We start from the raw sequence: 11,868 nt of genomic DNA on the forward strand, positions 1-11,868 counted from the left end.
ATCCTCGCAGATCGGCGGAACCTCGCGCCGTCGCCGGGCGTTGACCGGACGCCCCCCGCAGACCCTCCGGAAGGACCCGCATGCCCGCGCCCGCCGCCCAGCCCCCCACCGACGACGCGGTGGCCACCGGTCCGACCGCGCCGCCCGCCGCCAGGCCGCCGCTGACGGGCCTCGGCCGGCTCTACGCCGTCGTCGCCTGGATCGAGGCCTTCACCTGGGCGGGGCTGCTGGCCGGGATGTTCCTCAAGTACGTCACCGAGACCACCGAGGCCGGCGTGTGGCTGTTCGGGCGGCTGCACGGCGGTGCGTTCGTCGCCTACGGGATCGTCGCGCTGATCGTCGCGGTGCGGTACCGCTGGGGGATCTGGCGCACCCTCGTGGCGCTCGCCGCCGCCGTCCCGCCGCTGGCCACGCTCCCGGCCGAGCGGTGGCTGCGACGCACCGGGCACCTCGACGCGCCGGCCGACGCGCCGACCGACGCGCCGCGCGACGGGGAGCGGCTGCCCGCCCCCTCCTGAGAGGCGGCGCGCTCGCCGTCGGGCCGCTCGCCGTCGGCGCGCGATCCGCCCGCCGACGTATCACTGTGCCGGGACCGTCCCTCCCTCTCCCCGTACCGACGGGTGCTCCCGGAGGGGGAGACGGACATGACGCACGACGACGTGGAACGGCCCGCCCACGGTCCGCAGGGACCGGGTGCGGGGGCACGAGAACTGATCGTCATGACGGAGCCGCGCGAGCGGGTCCGGGTCACGGCGCGTGGCGTGGAGTCCTCCACCGCCGACGCCGGCGGGCTGCAGGAGATCCTCGCCCGCCACGACGCCACCCTCGCGCCGCTGTTCGGCGACGAGTCCGTCGTGGAGGCGGAGGTCGCAGCCATGCCGGACCGGTCCGACGCCGTCGCGCAGCTGCCCACGTACTACCACGTCGAGGCGCCGGACGACCGGCTCGAGGCGCTCGCCGACGAGCTCTCCCAGGACCCCCTGGTCGCCGCGGCCTACGTCAAACCGGCCGCCGAGCCACCGGTGCTGGCGGTGGACGACCTGGACGCGGTCATGTCCGAGACCCCGGACCCGGGGTCGCCGCCGGCCGTGACCCCCGACTTCACCGGCCGGCAGGGCTACCTCGACCCGGCGCCCGGCGGCATCGACGCCCGGTACGCCTGGACCCTCGGCGGTGGCCGGGGCGCCGGCATCCGCGTGATCGACTGCGAGTGGGGCTGGCGGTTCACGCACGAGGACCTGGGCGTCCACCAGGGCGGCGTGGTCGCCGGCACCGGCGGCACCGACACCGACCACGGCACCGCCGTCCTCGGGGAGATCTCCGGCGACCGGAACTCCCTCGGCATCACCGGCATCGCGCCCGACGCCGTCATCAGCGCCTCGGCCTTCTCCGTCCCGTCGGCGACGGCGATCCGCTCGGCGGCGAACCGGCTGCGCGCCGGGGACGTCCTGCTCCTCGAGATCCACCGGCCCGGCCCCAACGCGCCGATGCCGCGGCAGGGCCAGCAAGGGTTCATCGCGATCGAGTGGTGGCCCGACGACTACGCCGCGATCCGCTACGCGGTGGAGAAGGGCATCGTGGTGGTCGAGGCCGCCGGCAACGGCAGCGAGGACTTCGACGACGCGGCCTACGACCGCCGCCCCCGCGGCTTCCCCAGCGGCTGGACCAACCCCTTCGACCCGGCGAACCCGACCTCGGGCGCCGTGGTGGTCGGGGCTGGTGCGCCCCCTCCCGGCACCCACGACCGCAACCACGGCCCGGACCGGTCCCGGCTCGGCTTCTCCAACTGGGGTCGCCGCGTCGACGTCCAGGGGTGGGGCCGCGAGGTGACCTCCACCGGGTACGGCGGCCTGCAGGGTGGCACCGACCCGGACCGGCACTACACCGACACCTTCTCCGGGACGTCGAGCGCGTCGCCGATCGTCGTCGGCGCGATCGCGGCCGTGCAGGGTGTGCTGCGGGCACGAAACCGTCCGCTGCTGAGCCCGGCCCGGGCCATCGAGCTGCTGCGCAGCACCGGCTCTCCCCAGACGGACGCCCCGGGACGGCCCCGGACGCAGCGGATCGGGAACCGCCCCGACCTGCGCGAGCTGATCCGGGCCGCTCTCGCGACCCGCTCGCCCTGGGTCGGGGTGCAGTTCCACGGCCGGCTGGGACCGCGGCAGACCCGGTGCTGGTTCACGTTCAACTGGCCGGCCCACTGGCACGTCGTCTGGACGGTCGTGCCCACCACGGTGCGTCCCGGCGCACCGCAGCTGCAGTGGCGCACCCAGGTCGAGCGGGCCCAGGACGGCCGGGCGACCTACTGGATCTGCGTGACCAACCTGACCGGCACCACCGTCGACCTCGAAGGCCGCTACGGCGTCCTGGGCTGGTGAGTCGCGCGCCGCGTCGGCGGCCGCGAGAGACGAAGGGAGCGACCCATGCGAGTGGGCAAGCAGTTCGACGGGACCCTCGGTCCCGGGCAGACGCGGCGTTGGTTCACGTTCAACTGGCCGCAGCAGTGGCACGTCGTCTGGTACGTCATGCCGACCACGCGGCGTCCCGGCGCACCGGAGGTCCAGTGGGACGTGGCGGTCGAGCGCGCCTCGGCGGACCGCGTCACGTACTGGATCACCGTCAAGAACCTGACGGGTGCGTCGGTGAACTTCGAGGGCCGCTACGCGGTGCTGAGCTGAGGAGACGAATCATGCGCGTGGACATCAGCGTCCGGAGCGGCGCGTCCGAGGGCGTCCGCACCACCGTCGACGGCGTCGAGGTGGCGACCGGCGGCGACGGCACGGGTCCCGACGAGGGTCCGGTCGACGCCGGTCCGGTCGACGACGCCCTGGTCGAGGAGATCGAGGCCGTGCGGGCCGCCGAGCTCGCCACGACCGGCGACGACGGCGCCTCTGCGACCGGGTCCGACGACGGCGCTTCCGCGACCGGCGGCGACGACGTCGACGCGGGCGCCGCACCGGAGCGCCTCCCGTAGTTTTCGTGATCGTTACCCGTTCGGCGTTCGTTCGTCGGCGACCCTCGTTAGTGTGACGTCGACCATCACGAACAGTGGGAGACATCACACATGCACACCATGCGCAAGCAGCTGGCCGGGGTCACGACCCTCGGCCTCGCGCTCGCAGGTGTCGCCGCCGTCGGAGCGCCCGCCCAGGCCGCCGACCCCGTCGACATCCAGATCCTGGCCACCAACGACTTCCACGGTCGCATCCTGGAGGACGACTACAGCGGCAACGCCGGCGCTGCGGTCCTCGCCGGGGCGGTCGAGCAGCTTCGCGGCGAGAACCCGAACACGGTGTTCGCCGCCGCGGGCGACCTCATCGGCGCCTCCACCTTCGAGTCCTTCATCCAGCAGGACAAGCCGACGATCGACGCCCTCAACGCCGCGGGCCTCGACGTCTCGGCGGTGGGCAACCACGAGCTCGACGGCGGCTACTCCGACCTGGTCGACCGAGTCATGGGTGACTACGACGCCGAGGACAACCCCTACGGCGGGGCCGAGTGGGAGTACGTCGCGGCCAACCTCAAGATGCGCGCCACCGGCGACGACGCCGTGCCCGCCTCCTACCTCGCCGAGCAGGGCGGGCTCGAGATCGGGTTCGTCGGCGCCGTCACCGAGGATCTGCCGTTCCTCGTCAGCCCGGCCGGCATCGAGGACATCGAGGTCACGGACATCGTCGACTCGGTGAACGCCGAGGCCGACGCGCTGCGGGCCGAGGGCGCCGACATGGTGGTGCTGCTCGTGCACGAGGGCGCCACCTCCACCGACTGCGCGGACATCACCGACGGGGCCTTCGGCGACATCGTCACCGGCCTGGACGGCGACGTCGACGCGATCGTCTCGGGGCACACGCACCTCGCGTACGACTGCCGCGTGCCGGTGGCCGAGTGGGCCGACCGCGCCGTGACCGAGCGTCCCGTGGTTTCCGCCGGCCAGTACGGCGTGAACCTCAACCAGCTCACCTACTCGGTGGACCCGGACTCGGGCGAGGTCCTCGGCCTCGACACCGCGATCCTGCCGCTGCTCGGCAACTACCCCGCCGACCCCGCCGTCCAGCAGATCGTGGCCGACGCCGAGGACGTCGCCGACGAGCTCGGCGCCGAGCCGCTGGGCGAGATCGACGGCGTCTTCAACCGCGCGCAGCGGATGGGCACCGACGACGACGGCAACCCCGTCCGCGTGGAGAACCGGGGCGGCGAGTCCACCCTGGGCAACCTCGTGGCCGAGGTGCAGCGCTGGGCGACGTCGGGCGAGGAGTCCGGCTCGGCGCAGATCGCGTTCATGAACCCGGGCGGTCTGCGGGCCGACCTGACCGGTGCCGCCGGCGAGGACTTCCCGCGCACCGTGACCTACAAGGAAGCAGCCGTCGTGCAGCCGTTCGCCAACACGCTGGTGAACATGGACCTCACGGGCGCCCAGATCAAGACGGCGCTGGAGCAGCAGTGGCAGCGCGACGCGGCGGGCGACGTCCCCTCGCGGCCGTTCCTGCGGCTGGGCGTCTCGGAGGGCTTCACCTACACCTACGACCCGGCGCTCGACGAGGGTGACCGGATCACGGGCATGTGGCTCGACGGCGAGGCGATCGACCTCGACGCCTCGTACTCGGTCACGGTGAACTCCTTCCTCGCCGCCGGCGGGGACAACTTCCGCGTGTTCGCCGAGGGCGCGGACGCGGCCGACACCGGCAAGATCGACCTGTCGGCGTTCGTCGACTACATGGCCGAGCTGGCCGGCGACGAGCCGCTCGCCGTCGACGCGAGCCAGCGCGCCGTGGGGGTCTCGTTCACCGAGGGCTCCGAGCTGGCCGCGGGCACCGACGTCGCCTTCGACGTCTCCTCCTGGTCGATGTCCACCGCGGCGGACGCCACGGACGACGAGCTCGTGGTCTCGCTGGACGGCACCGAGCTGGGCCGGTTCGCCGTCGACAGCACGGTGGACGGCGACCCGTACGACGAGGTCGGGACGGCGTCGGTCGCGGTCACGCTGCCGGCGGACGCCACCGGGACGCTCACGCTCACGGGCCCGACCACCGGGACCGAGGTCGTGGTCGGGGACGTCGCCGCGGCGCCGGCGCCGGCGCCGGCCGAGTGGGAGCGCGGCACGGTCTACACCGAGGGTGACCAGGTGATGTACAAGGGGTCGCTCTTCGAGGCCACCTGGTGGACCACGGAGAAGCCCGGCGGCTCGCCGTGGGGCTCGTGGCAGGAGATCGCGACGACGGCGGACGGCACGGCCGTGTGGACCCGGTCGCGGATCTTCACCGCCGGTGACGTCGTGGAGTACCGCGGCGAGCTCTACGAGGCGCAGTGGTGGACCCGCAACCAGCGGCCCGGCACCTCGCCGTGGGGTCCGTGGGAGCTGATCGGCTGACGCCCGTCGACCACGTTGTGGGTATGAAATTGACGGTCCTTCATCGTGGAGGGCCGTCAATTTCATACCCACAACGACGTACGGGGGGGGTCGCTCAGCCGGAGCGGACCGGGCGGTCGATCACGCGGGACATGACGATGGCCGTGCGGGTCTTGTCGACCCGCGCCCGGACGCGGAACGACTCGACGATGCGCTCCACGTCGGCCATCGAGTCGGCCATGATCTGCACCAGGGCGTCCGCCTCGCCGGTGACGGTGTCGACGCGCACCACCTCCGGGATGGGCCCGAAGTCCCGTTCCAGCGCCGCGGGCGAGATGTTCCCCCGGCAGAAGATCTCGACGTACGCCACGATGCGCCACCCGAGCTGTTCGGGGGAGACCTGCACGGTGAACCCCGAGATCTCCCCGCGCGCCAGCATCCGGTCCACCCGGCGCTTCACGGCCGGCGCCGAGAGGCCGACGGACTCCCCGATCTCCGCGTAGGACGCCCGCCCGTCGCGCAGCAGGTGTCCCACGATCTTCCGGTTGGTCTCCTCCATGATCCCCTCCGACTCGACGGATCGTTGCGTCGAGGGTAACGAACGTTGCAGAGACCGGCGCGGACGCGCTCGATTCAGGACGGCACGGGCAACGACCGGGCCCTTAGCGTCGAGACATGACGTTGACCACACCGCCCCTCGCCTCCTCGGCGGCACCCACGGACCCGACCGGGGAGGCCGTCGCGAGCGCCCCGGCCGCCGCACCCGCACCTGCCCCCGCGCCCGCCTCGCAGCGCCCGGCGCGCACCCCGGTGGCCCGCCGTTACCTCATGTGCCCGCCGGTGCACTTCGACGTCGTCTACGCGATCAACCCCTGGATGGACGTCACGGTCCCCGTGGACGCCGGTCACGCCGTCGTGCAGTGGCAGACGCTCAAGGCGGCCTACGAGGCGCACGGCCACACCGTGGACGTGATCTCCCCGGTGCGCGGGCTGCCGGACATGGTCTACGCGGCCAACGGCGGCATCGTCGTCGGCGGCAAGGCCCTGGCCGCACGGTTCACGCACGCCGAGCGGCAGCCGGAGGGTGCGGCGTACGAGGCGTGGCTCGGGGCGTCGGGCCCGGCGCGGCGGATCACCAGCCTCGGGCAGGCCGCCGAGCTCAACGAGGGGGAGGGGGACCTGCTGTGGGACGGCGAGGTGCTGCTCGCCGGCACCGGGTTCCGCACCAGCCGTGCCGCGCACGCCGAGGTCGCCGAGCGGTTGGGCGTCGAGGTGGTCACCCTGGAGCTCGTCGACCCGCGCTTCTACCACCTGGACACGGCGCTGGCCGTCCTGAGCACGGCATCCGGCAGCACGGCAGCCGACGGCGGCACGCGGCCCGAGGTGGCGTACTTCCCGCAGGCCTTCACCCCGGAGTCCCGGGCGGTGCTGCGCGAGCGGTACCCGGACGCGATCGAGGCGAGCGAGGACGACGCCGCGGTGCTCGGCCTCAACGCGGTCAGCGACGGCCTGCACGTCTTCCTCTCCGACCGGGCGACCGGCATGCACGCCGCGCTGCGCGAGCGCGGCTTCCGCCCCGTCGGCATCGACCTGTCCGAGCTGCTCAAGGGCGGCGGCTCGGTCAAGTGCTGCACGCTCGAGCTGCGCCCCGCGCCGGAGCCGTCGCGACGGCCGGACGCCCTCACGGCGAAGGAGGCCCGCGCATGACCACCGTCGACCTGCTGGACGTCCCCGCCGCCGCGCGCTGGATCGCCGCCCGCGGCCCGGAGCGCATCATCGCCGAGCTGACGGACGCGCTCGCCGCGGACTTCCGCCGCTGGCCCGAGCTGGACAAGCGACCCCGGGTGGCCTCGCACTCGCTCGAGGGCGTCATCGAGCTCATGCCCACCTCAGACGGCGTCACGTACGGCTTCAAGTACGTCAACGGCCATCCGGTCAACCCGTTGCGCGGCTTCCAGACCGTCACCGCGTTCGGCGTGCTGGCCGACGTGCACAACGGCTACCCGACGTTCGTCGCGGAGATGACCCTGCTGACGGCCCTGCGCACGGCGGCGACGTCGGCGCTCGCCGCCCGCACGCTGGCCCGGCCGGGGTCGCGCACGCTGGCGCTGATCGGCACGGGCACCCAGGCGGAGTTCCAGGCGCTCGGCATGCGTGCCGCGCTGGGGATCACGCACCTGCGGGCCTGGGACGTCGACCCGGCCGCGCGGGAGAAGCTGGTGCGCAACGCGCGCAGCCTCGGCTTCGAGGTGCACGAGGCCACCAGCGCCGCCGACGCCGTCCGCGGCGCCGACGTCGTGACGACGTGCACTGCGGACAAGCGCGACGCCACCGTGCTGACCCTCGACATGCTCGCCGACGCCGCGCCGGGGGTGCACGTCAACGCCATCGGGGGCGACTGCCCGGGCAAGACCGAGCTCGAGGCGAGCATCCTGACCGCTCCGGGCACCGCCGTCGTCGTCGAGTACACCCCGCAGACCCGCATCGAGGGCGAGATCCAGGCGCTCGCCCCCGACTTCCCGGTGACCGAGCTGTGGGAGATCCTCACGGGCGACGCCGTGGGGCGCACGAGCGCCGACCAGGTGACCGTCTTCGACTCGGTCGGGTTCGCCGTCGAGGACTGGAGCGCCCTGCGGTACGTGCACGCCGCGATGCTTGCCGACCCGGCGGCCCGCGCACTGCTGCAGCAGGTGGACCTGATCGCCGAGCCGGCCGATCCCAAGGACCTGTGGTCGCTGGTGGCCTCCGAGGCGCTGGCGCCGCAGCCCTGACCTGCCCGTCGGCCTGGACCAGCGCGGCCCCGCCCTGCGAGAATGCGCGCGGCGTGGCCGTGGGGCCCGCGTCCGGGGGCCGGGCAGGGCAGCAAGCAGGAGTGACGGATGACCGCGACGGAAGACGCGTCCGGCGGGCCGACGGCGGCGGACGACGTCGCCCGGCAGATGCGCGCCGCGGCAGCCGCGGACGGGCACGACGACGGACCGGGTGCGGCGGGCACGGCCGACCCCGAGGTGGTGCGCACGGCGCTGGCCACGCTGTCCCACGACGACCAGCAGCTCCTGTGGGACCTGCACGTCGTGGGCCGGCAGGTGGAGGTCGTGGCGCGCGAGCGGGGGGTGCACGTGCGGTCGGCGCAGCGACGTCTGCGCGCGGCGGAGCAACGCCTGACGAGCGCCCTGTCCGCCGCCCACACCCGGGGCGTCCCGCAGCGGGTGTGCATGGAGACCCGCGGCACGCTGCACGAGTACGTGCGGCACGAGCTCGGCGGGCAGCGTCGGCAGGCGTTGGAGGACCACCTGTTCGGCTGCTCCGGCTGCATGCGGGCGTTCATCGACGTGCGGCAGGCCTCGTGGGCGTTGCGGGACGCCGCACCCGTGCTGCTGGCGGGTGTGGCCGGGAGCGGTGTCGCCGTACCGTTCGTGGTCGGCGCGGCCGGCGCTGCCGCGTCCTCGGCCCCGGTGCCCGCGTGGCTCGCGGCGACGGGCGCGGCGATCACCGCTGCCTGGGAGTGGTGCGTGCGCGGTGTCCGGCAGGTCTTCGGTCGGCCCGTCGCGATCGCCGGCGGGGTCGGGGCCGCGGCCGTCGCGGTGGCGGCCGTCGCGATGGTCGGCACCCTCGGGGACGGTGCTCCCGCCGGCGGTGCCCCGGCCGCGGTGACCGCACCGGACGGTGCCGACCCCGCCGACGTGGTGGTGACGGCGTCCCCGTGGCCGTCGGTCACCCCCTCGCCCTCCCCGTCGGCGGCGCCGTCGGCGTCGGCCACCCCGTCGCCGGAGCCGTCTCCCGGGCCGTCGGCGGCAGCGTCCCCCGCGCCGAGCACCCCACCCCAGGACGCCCCCGCCCCCGCTCCGGCGCCCGAGCCGACCGTGCGGGTCGAGGCCGCACCTCGTGACCCGGATCCGGCCGCGACGCCCGAGCCGGAGACGTCGACCTCGCCGCACGCTCCGAGCTCCCCGGAGCCCACCGCGGCACCCACCGCGAAGCCGACGCCGCCCGCACCCGAGCCGACACCGGCACCGACGGCCGGGACCGAGGTCGAACGGCCCGAGCCGGCGCAGGTCTCCACGGTGCTCGCCCTCGAGGTCGGCCCCCTGGGCGTGTACCGCGTGGACGCGACGGCGCAGATCACCGCCGTCTCCGCGGACCGCGGGAACGTGCGGGTCCGGCAGGCCTGGGACGGATCCTGGTGGGTGTGGACCCGGGGCGGCTCGCGGGGCAGCGTGACGGTCGAGCTGAGCGGGCCCGCCGGATCCGACCTCGGGGCACGGCTCGCCTCCTGGGGACGCGACTGAGCGTCGCGGGCGGCGCCGCCGCGGTCGCCGCCGCCGTCGCGGTCGCCCGCGCCGCGGTCACCGATCCTGCGGTGCGGACACCCTCGATCCTGACTCCGGCGCCCCCGGAGCGGACGAGCGCTCCGAGCGTTCCAGCAGCATCAGCACCTCGTAGTGCTCCGTCTGCGGGAACATGTCCAGGAGCACCGCCCGTCGGGGTCGCAGCGACGGCATCTCCGCCAGGTCGCGCGCCAGGCTCACGGCGTGGCAGCTCGAGTAGACGACGTACCGGGCGTGGGACGCCTCGAGGCGCCGTGCCAGCTCGCTGCCCAGCCCGCGCCGCGGTGGGTTGACGACCACCAGCTCCGGGTCGGCGTCGGTACCGAGCGCGAATCCCGTCGCGTCGCCGGCCCCGAAGGAGACCTCGGCCATCGCCGCACGCCACCACGCGGCGTCGTGGGAGCCGACGACGGCGTCCGGTGCCAGCGTGGCCAGCTCGTCCGCCGTCGTGGTCGCCGAGGCCACGGCCTCCGCGGCGATCTCCACCCCCGTCACGGCGCGTCCGGGGGCGGCGCAGTGCAGGGCGAACCCGCCCACACCGCAGTACAGGTCCCACAGGGAGGCGGGCGCCACCTCGTCCACCCACTCGCGGGCCTGCCGGTACAGGGCGGCGGCGATCTCCGTGTTGGTCTGGAAGAAGCTCTGCGGGCGCAGGTGCAGCGTGATCCCGTCCACGCGCATGGGCAGCGTGCCGCGGTCGGTCAGCACGATCTCCTGCTCACCCTCCAGGACCGCGGCGTGCGCCGGCTGGACGTTCACGCTCAGCACCGCCAGCGCCGGCAGCGCCTCGGCCAGCCAGGGCAGGTGCTTGCGGATCCTGGCGACGGCCTCGGTCGAGCGCAGCACGAGGCGGACCATGAGCTCGCCGTCCGGGGAGAGGGTCACCAGCACGTGCTTGAGCTCGCCGCGGCGGGCGGCGTCGCGCGGCGTCACCTTGCGGCCCCGCGGCGCCGGCGTCAGGTCGTAGGGCTGCAGCCGCGCGCGGGTGATCAGCCCGCTCAGCGGACCGAACGCCGCCTGCAGCGCGGTCGGGTAGAGGCCGCAGTCGGTGAGGTCCACGCTCGTGCCCGCGTACGGCCCGGGCGGGCCGACGATCCCGAGCACGGGCCGGTCGACCGTGCCGGTGACGACCATCTTGGCCTTGTTGCGGAAGCCATGCTCGGCGCCCGTGACCGACGGCAGCCACGCGACGTCGTCGTACCCGGCGAGCAGCTCCCGGACGCGCGCCTCCTTGCCCGCGACCTGGGCGGGGCGAGGGAGCTCGATGAGGGTGCACGACCGGCACCGGCCGGCGTCGTAGTGGGGGCACTGCACGAGGACATTGTCCCGCGGGTCAGCCCACGAACACGCAGAAGGGATGCCCGGCGGGGTCGGCGTAGACGCGCAGCGGCTCCTCGGCGTCGTCGCTGCGGTCCAGCAGCAGCGACGCTCCGAGAGCCAGGGCCCGCTCGTGCTGGCGGTCGAGGGCGGCGACGTCGGGCACGCTCGTGTCCAGGTGGAGCTGCTGGGGCACGGTGGCGTCGGGCCAGGTCGACGGCGGCAGCGCCGGGACCTGCTGGTCCGCGGTCACGCCGTCGTCCGGTCGTCGGCGGGGAACTGCTGGGCGATGGCACGCAGCTTGGCGACGTAGGCGTCCTGGTCGATGTCGGGGATGTTCGTCGCGCGGGGGACCAGCCCCACGGCCCCGTCGATCTCCTCGCGCAGGATGTCGGCGTGCCCGGCGTGGCGGCTGAGGTCGAAGATGACGTGCACGATGATCCGCTGCAGGGTCACGTCGCCCCGCTCGCCCCACCACGGCACCCGGCCGGGGGCGTCCAACGGCAGGTCGGTGATGGTCGCGTCGGCGAACTCGGCCACCCGGCGGTACAGGTCCAGGATCTGCGCCGCGGGTTCGTCGGGCAGGGCGTAGAAGTCGGCGTTGGGGTCCTCGTCGAGGCGGTCCTCCCAGGGCATCTCCTCCGGCGTCGGCCAGGGGCGGTCGAAGACCTCGCCGAAGTAGCCGCTCTCGATGCTCGCCGCATGCTTGATCAGGCCCAGGAGGTTGGTCCCGGTGGAGGTCCGCGGCATCCGCAGCGCGCGCTCCGAGAGCCCGTCGACCTTCCACAGCAGGGACTCGCGGGCGTCGTGCAGATAGTGCAGCAGCATCTGGCGGGTGTCGGGCAGCGCGTCCATCGATCTCTCCTGGTTTCTCGG

General features: G+C 74.2%; 11 protein-coding genes and 1 pseudogene. 8 read left to right on the plus strand and 4 right to left on the minus strand.

Features of this window, described 5'->3' with window-relative positions:
• Positions 1-80 precede the first annotated feature (80 nt).
• The 5 genes from ACIQLL_RS16910 to ACIQLL_RS16930 all read left to right on the plus strand — a co-directional run bounded on the left by ACIQLL_RS16910 (position 81) and on the right by ACIQLL_RS16930 (position 5,368).
• A complete protein-coding gene (locus ACIQLL_RS16910; RefSeq protein WP_402469688.1) occupies positions 81-518 on the plus strand; it encodes a DUF3817 domain-containing protein in 438 nt (145 codons plus the stop codon).
• A gap of 126 nt (positions 519-644) precedes the next feature.
• A complete protein-coding gene (locus tag ACIQLL_RS16915) occupies positions 645-2,378 on the plus strand; it encodes a S8 family serine peptidase (RefSeq protein ID WP_402469691.1) in 1,734 nt (577 codons plus the stop codon).
• 45 nt (positions 2,379-2,423) lie between these two features.
• Positions 2,424-2,678 carry a hypothetical protein gene (locus ACIQLL_RS16920; RefSeq protein WP_402469694.1) on the plus strand — a complete coding sequence of 85 codons (255 nt, stop codon included), beginning with the start codon at positions 2,424-2,426 and terminating at the stop codon, positions 2,676-2,678.
• An 11-nt stretch (positions 2,679-2,689) separates the two neighbouring features.
• Complete coding sequence (locus tag ACIQLL_RS16925; RefSeq protein WP_402469697.1) at positions 2,690-2,974, plus strand: hypothetical protein; 285 nt, start codon at positions 2,690-2,692, stop codon at positions 2,972-2,974.
• Between the two features lie 90 nt (positions 2,975-3,064).
• Positions 3,065-5,368, plus strand: coding sequence for a 5'-nucleotidase C-terminal domain-containing protein (locus ACIQLL_RS16930; RefSeq protein ID WP_402469700.1), 2,304 nt, complete (start codon positions 3,065-3,067; stop codon positions 5,366-5,368).
• Positions 5,369-5,462: 94 nt separating this feature from the next.
• On the opposite strand, the gene ACIQLL_RS16935 is transcribed toward ACIQLL_RS16930, so the two are convergent.
• Positions 5,463-5,906: an Lrp/AsnC family transcriptional regulator gene (locus tag ACIQLL_RS16935; protein WP_402469703.1), complete on the minus strand. Its 444-nt coding sequence runs from the start codon at positions 5,904-5,906 to the stop codon at positions 5,463-5,465.
• 116 nt (positions 5,907-6,022) lie between these two features.
• On the opposite strand from ACIQLL_RS16935, the gene ddaH reads away from it, so the two are divergent.
• The 3 genes from ddaH to ACIQLL_RS16950 all read left to right on the plus strand — a co-directional run bounded on the left by ddaH (position 6,023) and on the right by ACIQLL_RS16950 (position 9,636).
• Positions 6,023-7,054 (plus strand): dimethylargininase, encoded by a 1,032-nt coding sequence (gene ddaH / locus ACIQLL_RS16940; RefSeq protein WP_402469706.1) that lies wholly within the window; start codon positions 6,023-6,025, stop codon positions 7,052-7,054.
• Entirely contained in the window at positions 7,051-8,118 is a 1,068-nt protein-coding gene (locus ACIQLL_RS16945; RefSeq protein ID WP_402469709.1) for an ornithine cyclodeaminase, read from the plus strand. Before ddaH ends, ACIQLL_RS16945 begins: the two co-directional genes overlap by 4 nt.
• Before the next feature lie 108 nt (positions 8,119-8,226).
• A complete protein-coding gene (locus ACIQLL_RS16950) occupies positions 8,227-9,636 on the plus strand; it encodes a zf-HC2 domain-containing protein (RefSeq protein ID WP_402469712.1) in 1,410 nt (469 codons plus the stop codon).
• Between the two features lie 57 nt (positions 9,637-9,693).
• Here the strand turns inward: ACIQLL_RS16950 and rlmC are convergent, their stop codons facing one another.
• From rlmC to ACIQLL_RS16965, 3 genes and pseudogenes are all read right to left on the minus strand, one after another.
• Positions 9,694-10,989 (minus strand): 23S rRNA (uracil(747)-C(5))-methyltransferase RlmC, encoded by a 1,296-nt coding sequence (rlmC, locus tag ACIQLL_RS16955; protein WP_402469715.1) that lies wholly within the window; start codon positions 10,987-10,989, stop codon positions 9,694-9,696.
• 19 nt (positions 10,990-11,008) lie between these two features.
• Positions 11,009-11,239 (minus strand): annotated as a pseudogene (locus ACIQLL_RS16960) (VOC family protein); the annotation flags it as partial.
• A 2-nt stretch (positions 11,240-11,241) separates the two neighbouring features.
• Positions 11,242-11,847 (minus strand): DinB family protein, encoded by a 606-nt coding sequence (locus ACIQLL_RS16965; protein ID WP_402469718.1) that lies wholly within the window; start codon positions 11,845-11,847, stop codon positions 11,242-11,244.
• Between the last annotated feature and the right edge of the window lie 21 nt (positions 11,848-11,868).

The organism is Isoptericola aurantiacus (assembly GCF_044769875.1).
Taxonomy (GTDB): domain Bacteria; phylum Actinomycetota; class Actinomycetes; order Actinomycetales; family Cellulomonadaceae; genus Isoptericola; species Isoptericola aurantiacus.